This is a genomic window from Pseudomonas sp. McL0111 (genome assembly GCF_052567255.1).
This window is the reverse complement of the sequence record NZ_CP199585.1, coordinates 1879384-1904366: the sequence shown is the minus strand read 5'-3', so window position 1 is coordinate 1904366 and position 24983 is coordinate 1879384. Positions and strand designations below refer to the sequence as shown.

24 protein-coding genes are annotated in these 24983 nt (G+C 59.1%); 8 read left to right on the top strand and 16 right to left on the bottom strand.

From position 1 onward, the window contains the following. Positions 1–15: 15 nt before the first annotated feature. Positions 16–681, bottom strand: coding sequence for a fumarylacetoacetate hydrolase family protein (locus ACTWLJ_RS08600; protein ID WP_401219417.1), 666 nt, complete (start codon positions 679–681; stop codon positions 16–18). Between the two features lie 41 nt (positions 682–722). Then, entirely contained in the window at positions 723–2117 is a 1395-nt protein-coding gene (locus ACTWLJ_RS08595; RefSeq protein WP_401219415.1) for an FAD-binding oxidoreductase, read from the bottom strand. Between the two features lie 203 nt (positions 2118–2320). On the opposite strand from ACTWLJ_RS08595, the gene serA reads away from it, so the two are divergent. After that, a complete protein-coding gene (gene serA / locus ACTWLJ_RS08590; protein ID WP_401219412.1) occupies positions 2321–3550 on the top strand; it encodes a phosphoglycerate dehydrogenase in 1230 nt (409 codons plus the stop codon). A 60-nt stretch (positions 3551–3610) separates the two neighbouring features. Here the strand turns inward: serA and ACTWLJ_RS08585 are convergent, their stop codons facing one another. Next, the gene (locus ACTWLJ_RS08585; protein WP_401219409.1) at positions 3611–4036 is read right to left on the bottom strand and encodes a DUF4399 domain-containing protein; all 426 of its coding nucleotides are present in this window, start codon (positions 4034–4036) and stop codon (positions 3611–3613) included. Between the two features lie 132 nt (positions 4037–4168). Here ACTWLJ_RS08585 and ACTWLJ_RS08580 point away from each other — a divergent pair, with 132 nt between their 5' ends. Then, positions 4169–4741: a transporter substrate-binding domain-containing protein gene (locus ACTWLJ_RS08580; RefSeq protein ID WP_445180539.1), complete on the top strand. Its 573-nt coding sequence runs from the start codon at positions 4169–4171 to the stop codon at positions 4739–4741. A gap of 58 nt (positions 4742–4799) precedes the next feature. Here the strand turns inward: ACTWLJ_RS08580 and ACTWLJ_RS08575 are convergent, their stop codons facing one another. Both ACTWLJ_RS08575 and ACTWLJ_RS08570 read right to left on the bottom strand, forming a co-directional pair. Then, positions 4800–5285, bottom strand: coding sequence for a DUF523 domain-containing protein (locus tag ACTWLJ_RS08575; protein WP_445180538.1), 486 nt, complete (start codon positions 5283–5285; stop codon positions 4800–4802). After that, positions 5285–5917, bottom strand: coding sequence for a 2OG-Fe(II) oxygenase (locus ACTWLJ_RS08570; protein ID WP_401219401.1), 633 nt, complete (start codon positions 5915–5917; stop codon positions 5285–5287). Before ACTWLJ_RS08570 ends, ACTWLJ_RS08575 begins: the two co-directional genes overlap by 1 nt. Positions 5918–6025: 108 nt before the next feature. On the opposite strand from ACTWLJ_RS08570, the gene ACTWLJ_RS08565 reads away from it, so the two are divergent. Then, complete coding sequence (locus tag ACTWLJ_RS08565; RefSeq protein WP_445180537.1) at positions 6026–6778, top strand: hypothetical protein; 753 nt, start codon at positions 6026–6028, stop codon at positions 6776–6778. Between the two features lie 103 nt (positions 6779–6881). Here ACTWLJ_RS08565 and ACTWLJ_RS08560 read toward each other — a convergent pair whose 3' ends face one another. Beyond that, a complete protein-coding gene (locus ACTWLJ_RS08560) occupies positions 6882–7829 on the bottom strand; it encodes an alpha/beta hydrolase (RefSeq protein WP_445180536.1) in 948 nt (315 codons plus the stop codon). A 99-nt stretch (positions 7830–7928) separates the two neighbouring features. Between ACTWLJ_RS08560 and ACTWLJ_RS08555 the strand changes: the two genes are divergently transcribed. Further along, a complete protein-coding gene (locus ACTWLJ_RS08555) occupies positions 7929–8507 on the top strand; it encodes a DUF6436 domain-containing protein (RefSeq protein ID WP_445180535.1) in 579 nt (192 codons plus the stop codon). Between the two features lie 104 nt (positions 8508–8611). Then, positions 8612–11023 (top strand): penicillin acylase family protein, encoded by a 2412-nt coding sequence (locus tag ACTWLJ_RS08550; protein ID WP_445180534.1) that lies wholly within the window; start codon positions 8612–8614, stop codon positions 11021–11023. A 122-nt stretch (positions 11024–11145) separates the two neighbouring features. Here ACTWLJ_RS08550 and ACTWLJ_RS08545 read toward each other — a convergent pair whose 3' ends face one another. Further along, positions 11146–12111, bottom strand: a complete 966-nt coding sequence (locus tag ACTWLJ_RS08545) for a GlxA family transcriptional regulator (protein ID WP_445180533.1) — start codon at positions 12109–12111, stop codon at positions 11146–11148. 309 nt (positions 12112–12420) lie between these two features. Between ACTWLJ_RS08545 and ACTWLJ_RS08540 the strand changes: the two genes are divergently transcribed. Continuing rightward, positions 12421–13059: an HD domain-containing protein gene (locus ACTWLJ_RS08540; RefSeq protein WP_445180532.1), complete on the top strand. Its 639-nt coding sequence runs from the start codon at positions 12421–12423 to the stop codon at positions 13057–13059. A 148-nt stretch (positions 13060–13207) separates the two neighbouring features. Here ACTWLJ_RS08540 and ACTWLJ_RS08535 read toward each other — a convergent pair whose 3' ends face one another. The 8 genes from ACTWLJ_RS08535 to ACTWLJ_RS08500 all read right to left on the bottom strand — a co-directional run bounded on the left by ACTWLJ_RS08535 (position 13208) and on the right by ACTWLJ_RS08500 (position 22045). Next, positions 13208–14098 carry an ABC transporter permease subunit gene (locus ACTWLJ_RS08535; RefSeq protein ID WP_445180531.1) on the bottom strand — a complete coding sequence of 297 codons (891 nt, stop codon included), beginning with the start codon at positions 14096–14098 and terminating at the stop codon, positions 13208–13210. Further along, positions 14095–14976, bottom strand: coding sequence for an ABC transporter permease subunit (locus ACTWLJ_RS08530; RefSeq protein WP_178087369.1), 882 nt, complete (start codon positions 14974–14976; stop codon positions 14095–14097). The genes ACTWLJ_RS08535 and ACTWLJ_RS08530 overlap by 4 nt, the downstream gene beginning before the upstream one ends. 35 nt (positions 14977–15011) lie before the next feature. Next, positions 15012–16154: an ABC transporter ATP-binding protein gene (locus ACTWLJ_RS08525; protein WP_401219381.1), complete on the bottom strand. Its 1143-nt coding sequence runs from the start codon at positions 16152–16154 to the stop codon at positions 15012–15014. A 67-nt stretch (positions 16155–16221) separates the two neighbouring features. Further along, a complete protein-coding gene (locus tag ACTWLJ_RS08520; RefSeq protein ID WP_401219379.1) occupies positions 16222–17319 on the bottom strand; it encodes a polyamine ABC transporter substrate-binding protein in 1098 nt (365 codons plus the stop codon). A gap of 187 nt (positions 17320–17506) precedes the next feature. Beyond that, positions 17507–18619: a polyamine ABC transporter substrate-binding protein gene (locus ACTWLJ_RS08515; RefSeq protein WP_445180530.1), complete on the bottom strand. Its 1113-nt coding sequence runs from the start codon at positions 18617–18619 to the stop codon at positions 17507–17509. A gap of 171 nt (positions 18620–18790) precedes the next feature. Then, the gene (locus ACTWLJ_RS08510) at positions 18791–20155 is read right to left on the bottom strand and encodes an aspartate aminotransferase family protein (RefSeq protein WP_445180529.1); all 1365 of its coding nucleotides are present in this window, start codon (positions 20153–20155) and stop codon (positions 18791–18793) included. Positions 20156–20211: 56 nt separating this feature from the next. Further along, a complete protein-coding gene (locus ACTWLJ_RS08505) occupies positions 20212–21570 on the bottom strand; it encodes a glutamine synthetase family protein (RefSeq protein ID WP_445180528.1) in 1359 nt (452 codons plus the stop codon). Between the two features lie 94 nt (positions 21571–21664). Next, positions 21665–22045, bottom strand: a complete 381-nt coding sequence (locus ACTWLJ_RS08500) for a gamma-glutamyl-gamma-aminobutyrate hydrolase family protein (RefSeq protein ID WP_445180527.1) — start codon at positions 22043–22045, stop codon at positions 21665–21667. Between the two features lie 278 nt (positions 22046–22323). Between ACTWLJ_RS08500 and ACTWLJ_RS08495 the strand changes: the two genes are divergently transcribed. Beyond that, on the top strand, positions 22324–23700 hold the full coding sequence (locus ACTWLJ_RS08495; protein WP_038980872.1) for a glutamine synthetase family protein: 1377 nt from the start codon (positions 22324–22326) through the stop codon (positions 23698–23700). Positions 23701–23929: 229 nt separating this feature from the next. Next, positions 23930–24562: a TetR/AcrR family transcriptional regulator gene (locus ACTWLJ_RS08490; RefSeq protein WP_445180526.1), complete on the top strand. Its 633-nt coding sequence runs from the start codon at positions 23930–23932 to the stop codon at positions 24560–24562. Between the two features lie 185 nt (positions 24563–24747). Here the strand turns inward: ACTWLJ_RS08490 and ACTWLJ_RS08485 are convergent, their stop codons facing one another. Beyond that, positions 24748–24963: a TOBE domain-containing protein gene (locus ACTWLJ_RS08485; RefSeq protein ID WP_003229256.1), complete on the bottom strand. Its 216-nt coding sequence runs from the start codon at positions 24961–24963 to the stop codon at positions 24748–24750. Between the last annotated feature and the right edge of the window lie 20 nt (positions 24964–24983).

Below are 24983 nucleotides of genomic sequence, written 5' to 3'. Positions count from 1 at the left end.
GGGCACTACATTGAATTAGCGCACGCTGCTGGTGAAGCTGCTCACGCCCGGCAGTTCAAGGACGATGTCGTCGCCGGCATTCAACGGGCCGACGCCCACTGGCGTACCAGTAAGGATCACGTCACCAGCCTGTAGCGAGAAGCAGCCGGCCATGTGCTGGATCATCGGCACAATCGGGTTGAGCATCGCGCTGCTGTTGCCGTCCTGACGGACTTCGCCGTTGATGGTCAGGCGGATGCCGATATCGGTCAGATCAGCAAAGCTGCTGGCGACCACGAACGGTGCAATCACCGCTGCGCCATCGAACGACTTGGCGATTTCCCACGGCAGGCCCTTGGACTTCAGTTCGGCCTGCTTGTCGCGCAGGGTCAGGTCGAGGGCCGGGGCAAAGCCGGAGATCGCGTCCAGCACTTCTTCACGGCTTGGCTTGGTCGACAGCGGCTTGCCGATCAACACAGCGATTTCCGCTTCGTAATGCACCGAGCCACGCTCGGCCGGAATGCTGAAACCACCTTCCAGCGGCACCACGCAACTGCCCGGTTTGATGAACAGCAGCGGCTCGGTAGGGACCGGATTGTCCAGTTCCTTGGCGTGTTCGGCGTAATTACGGCCAATGCACACGACTTTCCCGATCGGGAAGTGGATGCGAGTGCCGTCGACATACTGGTGCTGATAGCTCATTTACCGACTCCTGCCTTCATTGATTCATCAAGAATTGCCAATCAAACCGCGAAGATCTTGCCCGGGTTCATGATGCCGTTCGGATCGAACACCGCTTTGACTGCTTTCATATACTCGATCTCAACCGGCGAACGGCTGTAGGTCAAGTAGTCGCGCTTGGTCATGCCGACACCGTGCTCGGCGGAAATCGAACCGTTGTATTTCTCGACGGTTTCGAACACCCACTTGTTGACGGTGGCGCACTTGGCGAAGAACTCGTCCTTGCTCAGGTTTTCCGGCTTGAGGATGTTCAGGTGCAGGTTGCCGTCGCCGATGTGGCCGAACCAGACGATTTCGAAGTCCGGATAGTATTCGCCGACAATCGCGTCGATTTCCTGCAAGAACGCCGGCACTTTCGAAACGGTGACCGATATGTCGTTCTTGTACGGCGTCCAGTGCGAAATCGTCTCGGAGATGTACTCGCGCAGTTTCCACAGGTTCTGCAACTGGGTTTCGCTCTGGCTCATCACGCCGTCCAGCACCCAACCCTGCTCGACACAGTGCTCGAAAGTTTCCAGCGCAGTGTTAGCCACTTCTTCAGTCGTCGCTTCGAATTCCAGCAGCGCGTAGAACGGGCAATCGGTTTCGAACGGCGCCGGCACGTCGCCACGACCCAGCACTTTGGCCAGGGCCTTGTCGGAGAAGAATTCGAACGCGGTCAGGTCGAGCTTGCCCTGGAAGGCGTGCAGCACAGGCATGATCGAATCGAAATCGGCGGTACCGAGGACCATCGCCGTAAGGTTTTTCGGTGCGCGATCCAGACGCATGGTCGCCTCGACCACGAAACCGAGGGTGCCTTCGGCGCCAATGAACAACTGACGCAGGTCGTAACCGGTGGCGTTCTTGATCAGGTCTTTGTTCAGTTCCAGCACATCGCCTTTGCCGGTAACGACTTTCATCCCGGCGACCCAGTTACGGGTCATGCCGTAGCGAATCACCTTGATCCCGCCGGCATTGGTGCCGATATTGCCGCCAATCTGGCTGGAACCGGCAGATGCGAAGTCCACCGGGTAATAAAGGCCTTTTTCTTCGGCGACGTTCTGCAAATGCTCGGTGACCACGCCCGGCTGACAAACGGCGGTACGGTCGGTGAGGTTCACATCGAGAATCTGATTCATGTAGTCGAAGGACACGACCACTTCGCCATTCGCGGCCACCGCAGCGGCGGACAACCCGGTGCGCCCGCCCGATGGCACCAGCGCCACCTTGTGCGTATTGGCCCAACGGACGATGGCCTGCACCTGCTCGATAGACTTGGGAAACACAATGGCACTCGGCGCCGGGGCGAAGTGCTTGGTCCAATCCTTGCCGTACGCGTTCAGGGAGTCGGCGTCGGTGAGGACTTTGCCAGGCTCAACCAGGGTCTTCAGTTCATCAATCAGGGCAGGATTGGTCATCGACGGAACTCTCGAACAATTCATGGTCATCCTGAGAACGCTTCACGTCGCAGGAATGAGTGTTTAGCGGGGTCGTTATGCTAGCATACCGACCCCGCGGACCAGTGCCCAAGCCTGATTCGCGGCGACGGCATTCTTGTCGTCCGGGTCAGCGTCTGCTGGCTATTTCCTGCCATTTTTCTCCGGGATACAGGTTTACGCAGATGAGCAAGACTTCTCTCGATAAGAGCAAGATCAAGTTCCTTCTTCTCGAAGGCGTCCACCAATCGGCTGTCGACGTCCTCAAGGCGGCGGGCTACACCAGCATCGAGTACCTCACCGGTTCTCTGCCTGAAGCCCAGCTCAAGGAAAAGATCGCCGACGCTCACTTCATCGGCATTCGTTCGCGCACGCAACTGACCGAAGAGATCTTCGATCACGCGAAGAAGCTGGTGGCAGTCGGCTGTTTCTGCATCGGCACCAACCAGGTTGACCTGAGTGCAGCTCGCGAACGCGGTATCGCCGTGTTCAACGCGCCGTACTCCAACACTCGCTCCGTCGCCGAGCTGGTGCTGGCCGAAGCGATCCTGCTGCTGCGCGGCATCCCTGAGAAAAACGCTTCCTGCCACCGTGGTGGCTGGATCAAGAGCGCGGCCAACTCCTTCGAGATCCGTGGCAAGAAGCTCGGCATCGTCGGCTACGGCTCGATCGGTACGCAACTGTCGGTTCTGGCTGAAGGCCTGGGCATGCAGGTGTTCTTCTATGACACCGTGACCAAGCTGCCTTTGGGCAACGCCACTCAAGTCGGCAACCTGAACGACCTGTTGGGCATGTCCGACATCGTCACCCTGCACGTTCCGGAAACCGCCGCCACTCAGTGGATGATCGGCGAGAAGGAAATCCGCGCCATCAAGAAGGGCGGCATCCTGATCAACGCTGCTCGCGGCACCGTGGTCGAACTGGACGCTCTGGCGGACGCGATCAAGGACAAGCACCTGATCGGCGCAGCCATCGACGTATTCCCGGTGGAGCCACGCTCCAACGACGAAGAGTTCGAAAGCCCGCTGCGTGGCCTGGACAACGTGATCCTGACCCCGCACATCGGTGGCTCGACTGCCGAAGCGCAAGCCAACATCGGTCTGGAAGTGGCAGAAAAACTGGTCAAGTACAGCGACAACGGTACTTCGGTATCGTCGGTGAACTTCCCGGAAGTGGCCCTGCCGGCTCACCCTGGCAAGCACCGTCTGCTGCACATCCACGAGAACATTCCGGGTGTGATGAGCGAGATCAACAAGGTCTTCGCCGAAAACGGCATCAACATCTCCGGTCAGTTCCTGCAGACCAACGAGAAAGTCGGCTACGTGGTAATCGACGTGGACGCCGAGTACTCGGACCTGGCGCAAGAGAAGCTGCAGCACATCAACGGCACTATCCGTAGCCGCGTGTTGTTCTGATCAAAAGCCGAGCGACAAGAAAGGGAGCCTAGGGCTCCCTTTTTCATGTCTGCAGAAAAGTTACTTCACGGTCACAGTGATCTTTTCCGAAACGATTGGCGGATCGAAAGCCATGTGGCCCTTGTCGCCCAGTTCCAGTTGCAAGGTGTGCTTGCCTGGAGTCAGCGTCAGCTCGGTTTCGGTCTGAGCCTTGCCGAAGTGGATGTGATTGGCATCGACCGGGATCACCGCACCCGCGGGGATGATTTCCTTGGCATCGACCAGCAGGTGATGGTGACCGGTGTTGGCAGTGACGTCGCCCGCCGGAGCCAAGGCGATCCCTTTGACTTCAAATTTGACCTTGAAGGTCTTGTCTACAACGGCACCGCTGCTCGGCTCGACGATACTCACTGAAGCACCTGCCGGCGCCGGTGTAGCGGCGTTGGCCAGCATCGAAGCACCTAACAGAAGCCCTGCCAAAGCAGCACGTGACATGAATGTTTTCATTCTCTTCTCCAGTTTTTCCGTAAAATCCGCGTAGTCATGACAACTTCATGACTATTCGTTGTCGAAGGCACTCGACAACCATAGCAAAGCGAGCCTGAAAAACGGGCCGATTTCGATTTCAAAGGAGTGACCATGCGTTTTCTGCCTGGCCTGATCTGCCTGCTACCCCTTTTGAGCCCATTGGCTCACGCCGAGCTGATTGATGACGTCAACGACCGTGGCGAACTGCGTATAGCCCTTGAGGCTAATACACCGCCCTTCAATTACAAGGAAGACGGCGACAAACTCACCGGGTTCGAAGTCGAGCTTGGGCAACAACTGGCCAATGAGCTGGATGTGCGCGCCGATTTCATCGTCACCGACGCCAGTGACCTGCTCGAAGGCGTTGAAAGCGGCAAGTACGACGTTGCGCTCAACCACATAGCACTGACCCCGGAACTCAAGGAACGTTTCGCCTTCAGCGCGCCTTACAGTCAGGTTGATTCGCAGTTGCTCGCGCATGAGGAGCCGCAGCCGCGCCCGATGGTGCTGGTGCAGGCACTGACTGAAGAGAAGCCGAAAGCCGCCACACCAGTGAGTCTGGCGATTCCGTTTCAGAAGGGTAACCCGGCGTTTCAGGCGAGCATTGATAGCGCACTGGCGCGGATCAAGGCTGATGGTCGGCTGGAAGCGTTGTCGCAGAAGTGGTTCACCGAACCAAAGTGAACACGCAGAACCTGTGGTAGCTGGCTTGCCAGCTCCCACAGGTTTTTGTGGTGGATGATTAGTCGGGTTTTGTCAGGGCTTTCGCAGCTTGCGGCAATTCGAGTTCACTGAAGACTTGCACGCCGTGGCGTCTCAGCAGCGCTGCCGTTACGCCCTCGCCACTGACCTTCACCCCGCTGAACGTCCCGTCATAGGTCAGCAGATTGCCGCACGACGGGCTATTGGCCTTGAGCACCGCAACCCGGATGCCGTGCCTCTGCACCAGTTCCAGGGCCTGCCGGGCGCCATCGAGAAACTGCGCGCTGACGTCCTCGCCCTCGGTGGTCATCACCACCGCGACGCCATCCAGCACTTCCCCGCCCTGCCCGCCAGGAATCTCCGCTGCCGCTCGCGGCGTCGGCAAACCGCCAGCCACTTCCGGACACAGCGGCACCACGCGCCCTTCGGTTATCCACTGCTCAAGCAGATCGAATGGCCCGCTGGCCCCGCCGTCGTAACGCACGCGGTGACCCAACAGGCAGCGGCTGACCAGAATTTTTTCCATCAGAATGGCTCGTTGCCACGGCGACGGAACCAGCCGGTCAGCGACAAGCGCTCGCGGGTGGCCGGCAGCACTTCGTGGGGCACTTCGCCGGAGAGAAACACCACCAGACAACCGCCGATGGGTTGCACGTCGTAGGCGCGATCCTCGTTCAGATACATACGCAACTGCCCGCCATGTTCCGGCAGCCAGGCATCGTTGAGGTAAATCACCGCCGACACCATGCGCCGGTCGTCATCGCGAAAACGGTCGACATGTTTGCGGTAGAACGCACCCGGCGGATACAGCGCGAAGTGGCACTCAAAGTCTTCCAAACCAAGAAACAACCCACGGTTGAGCGCCTCGCGCAGACTGTCCATCAAGCTCAGATAACTGTCGCTGGACTGCGCTTCGCCGGGTTCGATCCACTGGATATGGTCGCCTCGAATGCCTTCGCGAATCTCTGAAAACGGCCCGCGACCGACCGCCGCCGGCGCCAGTTCACCCTCGGCGTCACGTTTACGGCACTCGGCCGCCAGCTCGCGGGTCAGACCCACGGGCAGGAAGATGTTCTGCTGCGACCAGCCATGCTCAGCCAGGTCGTCGACAATGCGTAACAGCAGCGGGTGTTCAGAGGATATTTGCATGGCGCGCATAGTATGTCGGCGCCGAGAAATCCGACAGAGCCGCGCAGCGGCTTGCCACGAATTCTCGACAAGTACCGGCACCGCACGGAGAATAGTCCGCTGCTGACAGGAGTCCTTATGCGCCGTTTGCTTTTTTCACTGTTGATGTTCTGTGTTTTGCCCGCCTGGGCGGACGGCCACGATCAGCTGTACAAGGTCGCCGGCTGGCCAGAACAACGCGCGCATTTCAATGACGCCTTGAGCGCCGCGCAGACGCGTTACCAGAACAACCTGCCGCCAGCGGTGTTTCAGGCGCTGGTGAACAACAGCAATCAGCGTTTTGCCGCACAGGCCGTGGATCAACGCGCCGAAGCGCAACTGCGGCAGAACCTTGCCGATCCAAAACCGGCGCTGACGTTCTTTCAGTCAGCGCTGGGCAAGAAGATTGTCGCTGCCGAACTGCTGGCGACCCGTCGCGATCAACTGGCGAAAAATGCCAAGGGCCTGCCGAAAATGCAGGTCAGCGACAGTCGTCTGCTGATCATCGGCCATCTGGCCCAGGCGCTGCCTGCGCGCGAGGCCGGTGCCGAAGTCAGTCTGGCGATTGCCGGTGTGGCGGCGGACAGTTTGAGTTCGATGATCCCCGGCCTGCTCGGTGGCGGCCAGGCGCAAAGCATGTTGAATGGTCAGCGCCAGCGCTTGATGGATCAGATCGGCGCCGACATGAACAACACGCTGCTCTACGTTTATCGTGATTTGTCGGATGACGAACTGGAGCAGTTCGCGACGTTTGCCGAGTCCACCGAGGGCAAGGCTTATTATCAGGCAGCGCTGGCGGCGATTCGGGCGGGGTTGGCGGTGGGGCAAAGTTCCTCGAACCTTAGCCAGTGATCTTTATCGCCCGGCAGGCCTCTTCGCGAGCAAGCTCGCTCCCACAGGGGAATGCATTCCAACTGTGGGAGCGAGCTTGCTCGCGAAGAGGCCATCAAATGCTCTAAAGATTGCGGCCCTTGATCCGCTTGTTCAAGAACTCGAAATACTCCTCGCGCATTTCCGCCGTCTCATTCGCCAGATGGTGCCGCGCCTCGGCCAGCAGCAGAATCTGCGGCCGGTCGAACTTCCACTTCATCACCTGCAAATTGTGCTGCCAGTCCACCGTCATGTCCGCCTGCCCCTGAATGATCAGCGGCCGTCGCGGACTTTTTTTCGCGTGCTCGACCCGAATGATCCAGCGTGACAACGCCCCGACCCATGCCGTCGGCAGACGCTTGGGTTGCAACGGATCGGTCAGCAGAAACGGCAGGAAATCCGGGTCGTTGGAGTTTTCGCTGAAGCGTCGGGTAACGCCTCTGACGAAGGGCCGGAGCAAGTAATAACTCAGCTGCGACCAGCCCCAGGCACGCGGGCGAACCAACGGAGAAAACAGAATCAAATGGCCTTGCGCCGGGCTGTTCTCGCCATGGTTAAGCACATGATCGACCACAATCGCGCCACCGGTGCTCTGCCCACACAAGTGCCACGGCTGCGGCAGCGCAATCGAGCGCGCCTCGGCGAACAATGCTTGCAGGGTATCCTGATACTCCGAGAAATCACGGATGCTCGCCCGCGCGCCGCTGGACAAACCATGCCCCGGCAAGTCACAGGCAATCACCGCGAAATCCTGCGCCAGCGCCCACTCGATCACATGCCGATAGAGACCGGTGTGATCGTAAAACCCGTGCAGCAGAAACAGCGTGCCCTTGACCTTTTCCGGCCACCAGCAATGGCTGACCAGTTCGTAGCCATCGATTTCGAAACGGCCGATGCCACGCCACATGTCACGCCCGGGAAAATCGGTCTGGTAGAAGCGTTGGTAAGCTTTCGCCTCGTCCGATAACGGCTGCCACTCGGCCAAAGGCTTGAGGCTGGCGCGCAGATGATCGGGGTCGAAAGAGGCAGGCATGAGGCAATTTCCAGAACGGTGAACAGACTTTATCGGCCTGCGATATTCATCTGTTGCGGCAAGCATGGCAAGCTAGCCGACCTTCGAGGACCGAAAACCATGCGTTCGCCCTACCGCACCGCAGTGTTCGCCAGCCTGCTCACCCTTCTGTGTGCCGGCGTGTTGTGGGCGGCGTACGACTGGTTTCAGGGCCGTTATCTGCGCGCGTTCAGCGAACACACGGCGGTGTTTTCCGGCGATCCGCTGCGCTTGCCAGCCGAACTCGCCGGCCCCGGCAATATTCGACTCGTGCATTTCTGGGACCCGGCCTGCCCGTGCAACGTCGGCAATCAACAGCACCTGACGGAAATGGTCGAACAGTTCGGCCCCAAAGGCGTGGAGTTCTTTGCCGTGCAGAAGGCCGGTAGCCACGGCCAGTTGCCCGCGACCCTGAGCAGACTGAAAACCATCGCCGTGCTGCCCGGTTCAGAAGAGGTTCCGGCCAGCCCCGCCGTGGCGATCTGGGACCGCAGCGGCAAACTCGCCTACTTCGGGCCGTACAGCGAAGGCCTGACCTGCAACTCCAGCAACAGCTTTATCGAACCGATCCTGCAGGCGTTGAGCGATGATCGTCCGGTCAACGCCACACACACGCTGGCGGTCGGTTGTTACTGCCCGTGGGCGCTAGACGCGCAGTAAGGGCATTCCGGACTTTTCAAGGACAGCGATGCACGGCACAGAAGGTCTGTGCTAATTGTTTGCAGCCCGCACGGGCGGCAATCCCGCAGGCACAAGGAGTCATCATGAAACGCGTCTTTACCGTTCTTGCCTTGCTCATCGTTGTCCTGCTCGGCGCCGCCGGCTGGTACGTCTACAGCAAGCAACCGACGCGCCAGGGCCAGGTGGAGCTGCGCAACCTGCAAGGCTCGGTGACCGTGCGTTATGACGAGCGCGGCGTGCCGCACATCCGTGCCGAGAACGAAACCGACCTCTACCGCGCCCTCGGCTATGTGCATGCCCAGGATCGGCTGTTCCAGATGGAAGCCATGCGCCGCCTGGCCCGGGGCGAACTGGCCGAAGTGCTCGGGCCGAAATTGCTCGACACCGACAAACTGTTCCGCAGCCTGCGCATTCGTGAGCGCGCCGCCAGTTACGTCGCCAGCCTCGATAAACAATCGCCGGCGTGGAAGGCCCTGCAAGCCTATCTGGATGGCATCAACCAATATCAGGACACCCACGCCGCGCCGGTCGAGTTCGACGTGCTGGGCATCCCCAAGCGGCCGTTCACCGCCGAAGACAGCATCAGCGTCGCCGGCTATATGGCCTACAGCTTTGCCGCGGCGTTCCGCACCGAGCCGTTGCTGACTTACGTGCGCGATCAGCTCGGGCCCGAATACCTCAACGTCTTCGATCTCGACTGGCAGCCAAAAGGCGTGTTGGCCAAGGGGCGCGCCAACCCGGTGCCGGCGCTCACTGCCGGTGACTGGAAAGACCTCAACGCCCTCGCTCGCATCAGCGAGCAGGCGCTGATCGACAACGGTCTGCCGCAATTCGAAGGCAGCAATGCCTGGGTGATTTCCGGCAACCGCAGCCAGAGCGGCAAACCGCTGCTGGCTGGCGACCCGCACATTCGCTTCTCGGTGCCGTCGGTGTGGTACGAAGCGCAACTGTCGGCGCCGGGTTTTGAACTCTACGGCCATCATCAGGCGCTGGTGCCATTTGCCTTTCTGGGACACAACCTGGACTTCGGCTGGAGCCTGACCATGTTCCAGAACGATGACCTCGATCTGATCGCCGAGAAGGTCAATCCGGACAACGCGAATCAGGTCTGGTATCGCGGCCAGTGGACCGACATGGTCACCACCGAGCAACAGATCAACGTCAAAGGTCAGAGCCCGGTCACTCTGACCCTGCGTCAATCGCCGCACGGCCCGATCATCAACGATGCCCTCGGCACCGCCGCCGGCAAGACGCCGATTGCCATGTGGTGGGCGTTCCTCGAAACACCAAACCCGATCCTCGAAGGCTTCTACCAGCTCAACCGCGCCGACACTCTGGCCAAGGCCCGCGCCGCTGCCGCCAAGGTGCAGGCGCCGGGGCTGAACATCGTCTACGCCAATGCCAAGGGCGACATCGCCTGGTGGGCTTCGGCATTGCTGCCCAAGCGTCCTGCCGGAGTGAAACCGGAGTTCATTCTCGACGGCAGCAGCAATCAGCCAGACAAGGATGGTTTTTACCCGTTCAGTGCCAATCCGCAGGAAGAAAACCCGGCGCGCGGCTACATCGTTTCGGCCAACTTCCAGCCCTTGTCGCCGACCGGCATGGAGATTCCCGGTTACTACAACCTCGCGGATCGCGGTCAGCAGCTCAATCGCCAGCTCAGCGACAAAAGCGTGAAATGGAGCAACGAGGCCAACCAGAAACTGCAACTGGGCACCACCACCGGTTACGGCCCTCGACTACTGGCGCCGTTGCTGCCGGTGTTGCGTGAGGTGGTGAAAGACCCGGCCGAGTTGAAGCTGGTCGAGCAACTGGCGCAGTGGCAAGGCGACTACCCGCTGGATTCGGTCAGTGCGACGCTGTTCAACCAGTTCCTCTATGACCTCGCCGATGCGGCCATGCGTGATGAACTGGGCAACGACCTTTTCGAAACCTTGCTGTCGACCCGCGTGATTGATGCTGCCCTGCCCCGGCTGGCGGCGAACGCCGATTCACCGTGGTGGGACAACCGCAGTACGCCGAACAAGGAGACCCGCGCCGATACGGTAAAAGTGGCGTGGCAGGCGAGCATCAAGCATCTGAAACTGACCCTCGGCGAGGATTCTTCCGCCTGGAAATGGGGCACGGCGCACACCCTGACTCACGGCCATCCGCTGGGGCAGCAGAAGCCGCTGGACAAGATTTTCAACGTTGGGCCGTTCGCCGCACCGGGCAGCCATGAAGTGCCGAACAACCTCTCGGCGAAAATCGGCCCGGCGCCATGGCCAGTGACTTACGGGCCTTCGACGCGCCGGCTGATCGACTTCGCCGACCCGGCACACAGCCTGACCATCAACCCGGTCGGCCAGAGCGGCGTGCCGTTTGATAGTCACTATGACGATCAGGCCGAGGAATATGTCGAAGGGATGTATGTGCAGGCGCACTTCAGTGATGAAGAGGTGACGGCCAATACCCGCAGCACCTTGAAGCTGTTGCCGGCGCGGTCATCGAAATAGATTTTCGCTGACAGGGCTGGCCCCTTCGCTGGCAAGCCAGCTCCCACAGGAATCGGCGTCGATCACAAATTTTGTGAACACCCTAAAAACCTGTGGGAGCTGGCTTGCCAGCGATGAGGCCCTCAAACCATAGCCGCAAAATTCAACCGAAACTGCTGCGGCGTCACGCCCAACCGGCGGTTGAACACGCTGCGCATATGTTGCGCATCGCGAAATCCACACTGATAAGCAACGGTCTTCAGCGGTGCCGTGGTGCTTTCCAGCATCACTCGCGCAGCATCCACCCGCGCCCGTTCGACGAACTCAGCCGGGGTGACCCGGGCTTCGCGGGCGAACACCCGGGAGAAATTGCGCGCGCTCATGTTCGCTGCCGTCGCCAGATCGGCGATGGTCAGATCGCCAGTGAGATTGGCCAGCACATACAACTGCACCAGCGCCACCGCCGAGGTTGGTTCCGCATGCGGGGTCAGAAACGGGCTGAACTGCGACTGGCCGCCGGAGCGCTGAGTGAACACTACCAGACGCTTGGCCACGCTTAACGCCACTTCGGCGCCGTAATCTCGAGCCAGCAGGTACAACGACAAATCGATCCCCGCCGTCACCCCGGCCGAGGTGTACAGCGTGCCATCCTCAACGTACAAACGATCCGCCTCGACCTGCGTCGAAGGGCATAACCGCGCCAGCACCTCAGCGTCGTTCCAATGCGTGGTGACCGTGCGTCCTTCAAGCAGCCCGGCTCGCGCGAGCATGAACGCGCCATTGCAGATCGAGCCGAAGCGCCTGGCGCGTGCGCAAGCCTCGCGCAGCCAACCATCGAACGTCGCGCCAAAATCCATGAACGGCAGTTGCGGGCCACCGGCGGCCAGCAGCAGGTCATAGACGTCGAGTGCCTCGCTGAAATGCCGATGGGCATTGAGAGACAAGCCGTTCGAGCACGCCATCAAACCGTGCTCGACACCGATCACCTCCAGCCGATAGTGATCCTCTGGCGCAAGGAACCGGTTGGCCTCGGCAAACACATCCATAGGTCCGGTGACGTCGAGCGACTGCACGCCTGGGAACACCACGATGGCGACGGTTTTATTCATGTTTTTTTAGGTCCCCTGTAACCCAGTGGCGAGGGGATTTATCCCCGTTGGGTTGCGAAGCAGCCCCAAGACCATACACCTCGTTGTGTCAGGCAGTCTTCATGGCTGGATTTACGACTGCTGCGCAGCCGAACGGGGATAAATCCCCTCGCCACAATGGATGGCATTCCAACTTGTGAAGGGCAGTTGGCACGATTTGCAGGTGGATTGGCAAGGATCGCAGCCATGCGTTGATTGTCCGTTTAGTGCCTCAGGGAACAGACTTTGTACATCAGCGCCACGACGGCGTTTTCCATGAGGAAGCATCCCATGAGCACGACCATTGCCGGTATCCAGATCCCTGACAGCGCCCTCGCCCGGGCCACCACCGAGTACATCCGCGACATCGAATCCGACCTGCTCTATCACCACTCGCGCCGGGTGTTTCTGTTTGGCGCATTGAGCGGTGATCGCCAGCAACTGGCTTACGATCCGGAACTGCTGTACGTCGGTGCGATGTTCCACGACCTCGGTCTGATCGAAGGTCATCGCAGCAATGACGAGCGTTTTGAAGTGGATGGGGCCAACGCAGCGGCGGCGTTTCTCAAGCCTTACGGATTGAGCGATGACGATATCGAACAGGTATGGCTGTCGATTGCCCTGCACACCACGCCGGGTGTGCCCAGGCATCTGCGTCCGACCGTGGCGCTGGTGACAGCGGGCGTGGAGATGGACGTGCTGGGGATGGATTACGCAGCGTTCAGCAGCGTGCAGCGCGAAGCCGTGGTGCATGCGCATCCGCGTGGCGAGGGTTTCAAGGAGTGCATCATCTGCGCGTTTGCCGATGGCTTGCGTCATCGCCCGCAGACCACGTTCGGCAATGTAAAGACCGATGTGCTGAAAGATCAGGAGCCGGGGTTCAAACCGATGAACTTCGTTGAAGTCATCCGTAAATCTCCCTGGACTTGAAGACCACCCAAAAAACATGTGGGAGCGAGCTTGCTCGCGAAGGCGGTAGGTCAGGCACGTGGATGTTGACTGACAGATCGCATTCGCGAGCAAGCTCGCTCCCACAGGGATTTGGGTTGATCACAGATTTGTGATCAACCCCATTGGCTTACGCAGCTTCCGGCGCCTGCGCGCGGCGCACGTCCGGTTGCTTCCACGAATCGGCAGCGCCTTCTTCGATGGCTTGCTGGATGGCTTTCTTGCGGGCTTCTTCGGCACGGCGGCTGAAGAACCAGACCATGAAGGTGACGATCGATACCGCCAGCAGAATCAGGCTGGCCACGGCGTTGATCTCAGGCTTCACGCCCAGACGTACCGCCGAGAACACTTCCATCGGCAGGGTCGTCGAACCCGGGCCCGAGACGAAGCTCGCCAGTACCAGATCGTCCAGCGACAGCGCGAACGACATCATGCCGCCCGCTGCCAGCGATGGCGCGATCATCGGGATGGTGATCAGGAAGAACACCTTCCACGGCCGCGCACCGAGGTCCATCGCCGCCTCTTCGATCGACAGGTCCAGCTCACGCAGACGCGCCGACACCACCACCGCCACATACGCCGCACAGAACGTCGTGTGGGCGATCCAGATAGTGACGATGCCACGTTCCTGCGGCCAGCCGATCATCTGCGCCATCGCCACGAACAGTAGCAACAGCGACAGACCGGTGATCACCTCAGGCATTACCAGCGGCGCGGTGACCAGACCACCGAACAGCGTGCGACCCTTGAAGCGAGTGATACGGGTCAGCACGAAGGCCGCCAGAGTACCCAGCGCCACCGCAGCCACTGCGGTGTAGCAGGCGATTTCCAGCGAGCGCAGCACCGAGCCCATCAGTTGGGTGTTGTCGAGCAGGCCGACGTACCACTTGATCGACCAGCCGCCCCACACCGTCACCAGTTTCGAGGCGTTGAACGAGTAGATCACCAGGATCAGCATCGGCAGGTAGATAAACAACAGGCCGAGCACCAGCATCAGGCTGGAGAAACGGAAGCGCTTCATTCTTTACCCTCCATTTCCTTGGCCTGACTGCGGTTGAACAGAATGATCGGCACAATCAGGATCGCCAGCATCACCACCGCCAGCGCGGACGCCACCGGCCAGTCACGGTTGTTGAAGAACTCTTGCCAGAGCACTTTACCGATCATCAGGGTTTCCGGGCCGCCGAGCAGTTCCGGGATCACGAACTCGCCCACCACCGGGATGAACACCAGCATGCAGCCGGCAATGATCCCGTTCTTCGACAGCGGAATAGTGATTTTCCAGAAGCTGTTGAAGGTACTCGAACCGAGGTCGGAAGCGGCTTCCAGCAGACTGTGATCGTGCTTCACCAGGTTGGCGTACAGCGGCAGGATCATGAACGGCAGGTACGAATAGACGACGCCGATGTACACCGCGAGGTTGGTGTTGAGGATCTGCAGCGGCTCATCGATAAAGCCCATGCTCATCAGGAAGCCGTTGAGCAGGCCGTTGTTGCTGAGGATGCCCATCCACGCATAAACGCGGATCAGGATCGCGGTCCAGGTCGGCATCATGATCAGCAGCACCAGCACCGTTTGCATCTCTTTACGGGCGGTGGCGATGGCGTAAGCCATCGGGTAGCCGATCAACAGACACAACAGCGTGCTGAAAAACGCCATCTTCAGCGAGCCAAGGTAGGCGGCGATGTACAACTCGTCGCCCGCCAGCATCGCGTAGTTGCCCAGGTTCAGCAGCAGTTGCAGCTTCTGCTCGGCGTACGTGTAGATCTCGGTGTACGGCGGGATCGCCACGTCGGCTTCGGCGAAGCTGATTTTCAGAACGATGAAGAACGGCAGCATGAAGAACAGAAACAGCCAGATGAACGGAACCCCGATGACCAGCTGCCGGCCATTGGGGATTATTCGATTGAGGCGGCGTTTGAATTTGCGCATGTTCATGAGCGGAGTACCACGCCGCTGTCGTCTTCCCACCACACGTAAACCTGATCGCCCCAGGTCGGACGCGCGCCGCGACGTTCGGCGTTGGCCACGAACGACTGCACCAGTTTGCCGCTCGGCAGTTCGACGTAGAACACCGAGTGACCGCCGAGGTAGGCGATGTCATGCACTTTGCCGCTCGACCAGTTGTACTCGCAGGTCGGCATTTCGGCGGTGACCAGCAGCTTCTCCGGACGAATCGCGTAAGTGACCGACTTGTCCTGGACCGAGGTGCTGATGCCGTGGCCGACGTAGATCTGCCGGTCGAGATCCTTGCAGGTGATGGTCGCGTGGCCTTCCGCATCGTCGATCACTTCGCCTTCGAAGATGTTGACGTTGCCGATGAATTCGCAGACCAGACGGCTGGTCGGGGTTTCGTAGATGTCGATCGGGCTGCCGATCTGAGCGATCCAGCCCAGGTGCATGATCGCGATGCGCTCGGCCATGGTCATGGCCTCTTCCTGGTCGTGGGTCACCATTACGCAGGTCACGCCTACGCGCTCGATGATCTCTACCAGTTCAAGCTGCATCTGCGAGCGCAGTTTTTTATCCAGTGCGCCCATCGGCTCGTCGAGCAGCAGCAGCTTCGGCCGCTTGGCCAGCGAGCGCGCCAGTGCAACACGTTGACGCTGACCGCCAGACAGCTGATGCGGTTTGCGCTTGGCGTACTGGCTCATCTGTACCAGCTTGAGCATTTCGGCGACGCGGGCATCGACTTCGGAAGACGAAATCTTGTCCTGCTTGAGGCCGAAGGCGATGTTCTGCGCCACGGTCATGTGCGGGAACAAGGCGTACGACTGGAACATCATGTTGATCGGACGTTCGTACGGCGGCATGTCGGTGATGTCGACGCCGTCGAGGAAAATGCGCCCCTCCGTGGGCCGTTCGAATCCTGCCAGCATCCGCAGCAGGGTGGACTTGCCCGATCCCGAACCGCCGAGCAGGGCAAAGATCTCGCCCTTTTTGATTTCCAGGGACACATCGTCCACGGCAATCGTCTCGTCGAACTTCTTCGTGACCCGGTCGATTTTGACCAACACCTGTTTAGGTGTCTGGTCGCCCTCGAGGGCTTTCTTATAGGCGCCGGAGGCAACTGCCATTTACGAAACTCCCAGAAAAAAACAATGCAGTCCGTCCACGCAAGACGAACCCAGGATAGTTTGTGCCTTATTTGCCCGTCTTGACCTTGGTCCAGCTACGGGTCATCAAACGCTGAATGTTCGGTGGCAACTCGGTCGACACGTAGGTCTTGTCGAGGACTGCTTGCGGCGGATAAACCGCTTCATCGGTGCGGATGGACTGTTCCATCAGCTTGTCCGACCCCGGGTTGGGGTTGGCATAACCGACGTAATCACTGACCTGGGCAATCACCTCAGGTTTCAGCAAATAGTTGATGAAGGCGTGGGCCTCTTTGACGTTCGACGAGTCCTTCGGAATCGCCAGCATGTCGAACCACAGCGCGCCGCCCTCTTTTGGAATCGAGTAGGCGATGTTCACGCCTTTCTTGGCTTCTTCGGCACGGTGCTTGGCCTGGAAGATGTCGCCGGAGAAACCGATCGCCACGCAGATGTCGCCGTTAGCCAGGTCACCGATGTATTTCGAAGAGTGGAAGTAGGTCACGTACGGACGCACTGCGAGCAGCTTGGCGGTGGCCTTCTTGTAGTCTTCAGGATTGGTGCTGTTGGCGTTCAGGCCCATGTAGTTGAGCATGGTCGGCATCATTTCATCCGCCGAATCGAGGAACGCTACACCACAGCTGTGCAGCTTCTTGATGTTTTCCGGCTCGAACAGCACGCTCCAGGAATCGATCTTGTCGACGCCGAGCACAGCCTTGACCTTGTCGACGTTGTAACCGATGCCGTTGGTGCCCCACAGATACGGCACGGCGTACTGGTTGCCCGGATCGTTCTGCTCCAGGCGCTTGAGCAGCACCGGATCAAGGTTCGCGTAGTTCGGCAGCTGGCTACGGTCGAGTTTCTGGAAAGCCCCGGCCTTGATCTGTTTGCCGAGGAAGTGGTTCGACGGCACAACCACGTCGTAACCGGTGCGGCCCGCCAGCAGCTTGCCTTCCAGGGTTTCGTTGGAATCGAATACGTCGTAGACCGGCTTGATCCCGGTGTCTTTCTGGAAGTCGGCCAGCGTGGTCTCGCCGATGTAATCCGACCAGTTATAAATATGCACGGTACCGGCAGCCTGGGCGCCGACGACGAACGTCAGGCCAGCAGTGGCCAGCAATGCATTGCGCAACAAAGAAAAAATAGGCAAGTGGAGGTCCTCTAAATTAGTTGGGCCCAAGTTGCCCAGCGCTGCATGACAGCCATGGCTGTCCGGCAACAAAACCGGCGCGCAACTTACCCTCGAAAAACCGTTCCAGCAAAACTTTCTGTCATTTAATTATTCCGCTGACCGCCCTCGCAGGGACGACGGCCAGCGGTTGTTGCTTCAAACCGGCTTATTTACCGGATTTGATCTTGGTCCAGCTGCGGGTCATGATCCGCTGAGTCGCGGCCGGCAAGTCGGCAATCGCGTACAGCTTGGCCAGTACATCAGCCGGTGGATAAACGCCCGGGTCGCTGGTGATGTCTTTATCGACCAGTGGGGTTGCAGCGGCGTTACCGTTCGGGAAACGTACGGCGTTGGTGATTGCAGCCATGATTTCCGGCTTCTGCAGGAAGGTCATGAACTTGTAGGCGCCTTCGACGTTTTCGGCATCTTTAGGGATGGCGACCATGTCGTAGAAGCTGCCTGCACCTTCTTTCGGAATGTTGTAGCTGACTTTGACCTTGTCACCGGCTTCGGCAGCGCGGGACTTGGCCTGATAGATGTCACCCGAGTAACCGACGGCTACGCAGATGTTGCCGTTGGCCAGGTCGGAGATGTACTTGGACGAGTGGAAGTAAGCGATCGAAGGACGAACCTTCATGATCAGCGCTTCAGCCTTGTCGATGTCTTCTTTCTTCTGGCTGTCGGTTGGCAGGCCCAGGTAATGCAGCGCCACCGGAATCATCTCGGTTGGCGAGTCGAGCAGACTGATGCCGCAGGATTTCAGCTTGGCCGCGTTTTCCGGCTTGAAGATCAGATCCCACGAATCGACAGGTGCGTCGGCACCCAGTGCAGCCTTGACCTTCTCGGCGTTGAAACCGATACCGATCGAGCCCCACATGTACGGGAAGGCGTGTTCGTTGCCCGGGTCACTGACCGAAACGGCCTTGAGCAGATCCGGGTTCAGGTTTTTCCAGTTAGGCAGCTTGGACTTGTCCAGCTTCTGGTAGACACCGGCCTTGATCTGTTTGGCGAGGAAGTTGTTCGACGGAACGACGATGTCGTAGCCGGACTTGCCTGCGAGCAGTTTGGCTTCGAGGGTTTCGTTGCTGTCGAAGACGTCGTAGACGACCTTGATGCCCGACTCGTCTTCAAACTTCTTGATGGTGTCCGGAGCGATGTAGTCGGACCAGTTGTAGACGTGCAGCACCTTGTCGTCCGCCTGAGCCGCAGCCGCCATGATTCCCATCAGGGACATGGCGAGCAGAGTCTTGCCAGCGAGCTTTTTGCCTAATGCCTTCATGCGTAATGCTCCAAATTTTTCTTTTTTGAACCACTTTGTTCAGCGGCCGAACCCGGACAACTGGAACCGCGACTAGTCTGGCAAGATCCGAGGCGGTCTTTCAAGGAAAGACCAGCCTTTCTGACATCTTCGAGCGAGAGCGCCGCAGCTCCCCCGCCCGAAGCCTAGCACCTAGCCCTGCAACACACTGAGGGTCAGGTCCAGACACTTGCGTGCCTTTGTTACCAGCTCATCGATCTCCGCTTTGCTGATAACCAGCGGCGGCGCGATGATCATGGTGTCGCCGACAGCGCGCATGATCAGCCCGTTATCGAAGCAGAACTGACGGCAGATCATGCCGACGCCCTTGCCTTCGTAACGCTTGCGAGTGGCCTTGTCCTGCACCAGCTCAATGGCCCCCAACAGACCGACACCGCGAACTTCACCCACCAATGGGTGATCATTCAGTTCCCGCAGACGTTTCTGCAAATACGGTGCCGTTTCGTTGTGCGCGTTCTCGATAATTTTTTCTTCGCGCAGGATACGGATGTTTTCCAGACCCACCGCTGCCGCCACCGGGTGACCGGAGTAGGTGAAGCCGTGGTTGAAATCGCCACCTTCATTAAGCACTGCCACCACCGAGTCACGAACGATCAGGCCACCCATAGGGATGTAGCCGGAGGTCAGGCCTTTGGCGATGGTCATCATGTCGGGTTTGAGGTCGTAGAAATCGCTACCGAACCACTCACCGGTACGGCCGAAACCGCAGATCACTTCGTCGGCAACGAACAGGATGTCGTATTTGGCGAGGATCTCTTTCACGCGCGGCCAGTAGCTGTCAGGCGGAATGATCACACCGCCAGCACCCTGAATCGGCTCGGCAATAAAAGCACCGACGTTATCCACGCCGACTTCGAGAATTTTTTCTTCCAGCTGATTGGCTGCCCAGATCCCGAACTCTTCAGGGGACATGTCGCCGCCTTCGGCGAACCAGTACGGCTGGGCAATGTGGACGATGCCCGGAATCGGCAAGTCGCCCTGTTCGTGCATATAAGTCATGCCGCCCAGGCTCGCGCCGGCCACGGTCGAACCGTGATAACCGTTCTTGCGGCTGATGATGACTTTCTTGTTCGGCTGGCCCTTGATCGCCCAGTAGTGGCGAACCATACGCAGCATGGTGTCGTTGCCTTCGGAGCCGGAGCCAGTGAAGAACACATGGTTCATGCCTTCTGGCGCGACGTCGGCGATGGCCTTGGCCAGTTCCAGCGCAGGTGGATGCGCGGTCTGGAAAAACAGGTTGTAGTAAGGCAGCTCGCGCATCTGCTTGCTGGCGGCATCGGCCAGTTCATCGCGCCCGTAACCGATGGCCACGCACCACAGCCCGGCCATGCCGTCGAGGATCTTGTTGCCTTCGCTGTCCCAGAGGTACACGCCCTTGGCATTGGTGATGATCCGCGGGCCCTTCTCTTTCAATTGCTTGAAATCGCTGAACGGGGCCAGGTGATGATCATTGCTGAGTGCTTGCCACTCACGGGTTTGCGGGTTGTTGCTGGTCATGCCAATTCTCCTTGTTATCGGTGAAGGCGCGACGTTTGACCGTCGCGCCTGGCGCATCAGACGGCGAAGAGCAGGTACTCACGCTCCCACGAACTGATCACGCGCTTGAAGTTTTCATGCTCGGCCCGCTTGACCGCGACGTAGCCAGTAATGAAAGTCTTGCCCAGGTATTTTTCGACGGTGGTGCTGTTTTCCATACGTTCCAGCGCGTCTTCGATGGTCAGTGGCAGGCGCAGGTTGCGGCGCTCGTAACCACGGCCAACCACTGGCGCGCTCGGATTCAGGCCTTCGACCATGCCGATGTAGCCGCAGAGCAGGCTCGCGGCAATCGCCAGGTACGGGTTGGCGTCGGCGCCCGGCAGGCGGTTTTCCACCCGGCGGTTTTGCGGACCGGCATCCGGTACACGCAGGCCCACGGTGCGGTTCTCTTCGCCCCATTCGACGTTCACTGGTGCCGAGGTGTCCGGCAGGAAGCGGCGGAACGAGTTGACGTTCGGTGCGAACAGCGGCAACAGCTCGGGGATCAGTTTCTGCAAACCACCGATGTGGTGCAGGAATAACTGGCTCATGGTCCCGTCTTCATTGGAGAACACGTTCTTGCCGGTCTCGATGTCGATGATGCTCTGGTGCAAGTGCATGGCACTGCCCGGCTCACCGGTCATCGGCTTGGCCATGAAGGTCGCGGCCACGTCGTGCTTGAGCGCGGCTTCACGCATGGTGCGTTTGAACACCAGAATCTGGTCGGCCAGCGACAGCGCGTCGCCGTGACGGAAGTTGATTTCCATCTGCGCGGTGCCGTCTTCGTGGATCAGCGTGTCTAGATCCAGCTCCTGCAATTCGCACCAGTCGTAGACGTCTTCGAACAGCGGATCGAATTCGTTGGCGGCTTCAATGGAGAACGATTGACGACCGATTTCCGGACGGCCCGAGCGACCGATTGGCGGCTGCAACGGATAGTCGGGGTCGTCGCTGCGCTTGGTCAGGTAGAACTCCATTTCCGGCGCGACGATTGGCTGCCAGCCCTTGTCGGCATACAGCTTGAGGACTTTCTTCAGGACGTTGCGCGGCGACAGCTCGATCGGGTTGCCTTGCTTGTCATAAGTGTCGTGAATCACCTGAGCGGTCGGCTCGATGGCCCATGGCACCAGGTACACGGCGTTCTGGTCGGGGCGGCAGATCATGTCGATGTCAGCCGGGTCGAGCAGTTCGTAATAGATGTCGTCTTCGACGTAATCGCCGGTCACGGTCTGCAACAGAACGCTTTCTGGCAGGCGCATGCCTTTTTCGGCGATGAATTTGTTGGTCGGCGAGATCTTGCCACGCGTGATGCCGGTCAAGTCGGCGATCATGCATTCGACTTCTGTGATCTTGTGGTCTTTCAACCAATCGGTGAGCTGGTCGAGGTTGGTACTCATAAATGCCTCTGGGCTGAGTCTCCTGACACCGGGTGTCAGGCAAAATTTGACGCCGGGGCGTCGCGATAAAGGGCTTGCTTGCGCGAATGCCGGCCTATGCCTGGCACCGCGCGAAGACAATGAAAGAGGAGCTTACCTGCCCTTTACGCTGGCGTTGCATTTCCCGTGCACTCTCAACACATACAGCCGACCGTGCAGAATCGTGAGCAACGCAATGGACACGTCGCCGCGCACGGCTCAGGCTGCGGGAAAGAAAGCGATCTATATTGGAAGGGAAATCGGTAAAGAGGGTGCCATCCTGTGCGTCCAGAATATCGGACGTTGCCGTTTTTGCCGCCGAATGCGAGAGCGATTGCGGCAGGTCGCAGGCCTTGTCGGCTGCGATACGGACGGACGAGTCGCCACTGATGTGATAAGCATGCAGACCGGACTGCATGGAGCAGTCGGTGACGCCGATTAACGGCAGGCGAGACATGAAGCACCCCGGTATTATTGCTGTTATGGGTTTGATCGGAGCTTAGCCTTGTTCATTTTTTTACACAACACCCCCGTAAAAAATACAACACGGCCTGCTCAAGCCTGCGGGTGCCAAGCGTCCCAAGTGCTAAAAAACGCCCTAAAGTGCCCCATAAATGCCCTCACGGCGCTTTTTTAGGGCAAAAAAGGCCTCGCTTGACTTCGGCAGGCCGTTCGGGTTGACTGAAACCAGAAAAGATCAATGATTGATATTTTTAACAACAAAGGTGTTGCATCATGTCGGTACCCCCGCGTGCCGTTCAGCTTAATGAAGCGAACGCGTTCCTTAAGGAACATCCTGAGGTTCTGTACGTTGACCTTCTGATTGCGGATATGAATGGTGTGGTGCGCGGCAAGCGCATCGAACGCACCAGCCTCCACAAGGTTTACGAGAAAGGCATCAACCTGCCGGCCTCTCTATTTGCTCTGGATATCAATGGTTCGACGGTAGAAAGTACCGGCCTGGGCCTGGACATCGGCGACGCCGATCGTATCTGCTATCCAATCCCCGACACCCTGTGCAACGAGCCATGGCAGAAGCGCCCTACCGCGCAACTGTTGATGACCATGCACGAACTCGAAGGTCAGCCATTCTTCGCAGATCCGCGTGAAGTGCTGGCCAACGTAGTGCGCAAGTTCGACGAAATGGGTCTGACTATCTGCGCAGCGTTCGAGCTGGAGTTCTACCTGATCGACCAGGAGAACGTGAACGGTCGTCCACAGCCGCCACGCTCGCCGGTATCCGGTAAACGTCCGCACTCGACTCAGGTCTACCTGATCGACGACCTCGACGAATACGTCGACTGCCTCCAGGACATTCTGGAAGGTGCCAAAGAGCAAGGCATCCCGGCCGACGCCATCGTCAAGGAAAGTGCCCCGGCGCAGTTCGAAGTGAACCTGCACCACGTCGCCGACCCGATCAAGGCATGCGACTACGCGGTACTGCTCAAGCGTCTGATCAAGAACATCGCCTACGACCATGAAATGGATACCACCTTCATGGCCAAGCCTTACCCGGGTCAGGCAGGCAACGGTTTACACGTCCATATTTCGATCCTGGACAAGGACGGCAAGAACATCTTTGCCAGCGAGGATCCCGAGCAGAACGCCGCATTGCGTCACGCAATCGGCGGTGTGCTGGAGACCCTGCCCGCTCAAATGGCGTTCCTGTGCCCTAACGTCAACTCCTACCGCCGTTTCGGCGCACAGTTCTACGTGCCGAACTCGCCGTGCTGGGGTCTGGACAACCGTACCGTGGCGATTCGCGTACCGACCGGCTCTTCCGATGCCGTACGTATCGAACACCGCGTGGCCGGCGCCGACGCCAACCCGTACCTGTTGATGGCTTCGGTCCTGGCCGGTGTGCATCACGGTCTGACCAACAAGATCGAACCGGGCGCGCCAGTCGAAGGCAACAGCTACGAGCAGAACGAACAAAGCCTGCCGAACAACTTGCGCGATGCCCTGCGCGAGCTGGACGACAGCGAGGTGATGGCCAAGTACATCGATCCGAAATACATCGATATCTTCGTCGCCTGTAAAGAGAGTGAGCTGGAGGAGTTCGAACACTCCATCTCCGACCTCGAGTACAACTGGTATCTGCATACCGTTTAAGCGGATTCGTGATCCAGATAAAAACGCCGTTGGCTGATTCAGCCCACGGCGTTTTTTTATGGCCGCCTGCGGCGGATCGCTGGCAAGCCAGCTCCCACAGGATTTTTGTCGAACACAAAACTCATGTACCCAATCAATCCCTGTGGGAGCTGGCTTGCCAGCGATGGCGTCCGGGCAGACAACATCAAACCCTGCTCGTACAATGCCCGCTGCCCCGCAGGAGACTTTCATGACGCGTCCCGCCCCTATTCGCAAACCCCGTGCCCGCAGTCAGGCGCGGATCGATTCGATACTCGATGCCGCGCGCACGCTGCTGGCCGCCGAGGGCGTGGGCAGTCTGTCGATCTACAGCGTCGCCGAGCGCGCACAGATTCCGCCCTCCTCGGTCTACCACTTCTTCGCCAGCGTTCCGGCGTTGCTCGAAGCCCTGACTGCCGATGTCCACGCCGCGTTCCGCGCCTGCCTGCAAGCGCCAATCGACCATGATGCCCTGCGCGACTGGCGCGACCTGTCACGTCTGATCGAACAGCGGATGCTGGAGATCTACGCTGAAGACGCCGCTGCACGCCAACTGATCCTTGCGCAACACGGCCTGACTGAAGTAACCCAAGCCGACCGCCAGCACGACATCGAGCTGGGTGATCTGATGTACAAGGTGTTCAACCATCACTTCGAGCTGCCGAAGCTGCCGACCGACGTCGATGTGTTTGCTCTGGCGATGGAGCTGGGCGACCGCGTCTATGCGCGCTCGGTGCAGCAGCACGGGCAGATCACTCCGCGCATGGCCGAGGAAGGGATGCGGGTGTTTGATGCCTACATTGGGCTGTATCTGCCGCCGTATCTACCCAAAAGAATTCTCTAGCGCCCTCACCGGCCTCTTCGCGAGCAAGCTCGCTCCCACAATGATTGTGGTGAACACAACATCTATGAACGACACCGAACCTGTGGGAGCGAGCTTGCTCGCGAAGGCCGCACCGCAGTTTTCAGATCAGACACAAAAAACCCCGAAGGGCTCACACCCTTCGGGGTTGTTTTTTAATCACCGGCTTACAACTTGGCGATCGATACCTCGGTGGATTTCACGAAGGCGATCACCTCGCTGCCAACCACCAGTTCCAGCTCCTTGACCGAGCGGGTGGTGATCACCGAAGTGACGATGCCGGAAGCGGTCTGCACGTCGATTTCCGACAGCACGTCGCCGAGAACGATTTCCTTGATCGAGCCTTTGAACTGGTTGCGTACGTTGATGGCTTTGATAGTCATGGCAATGATTCCTGTCGTTT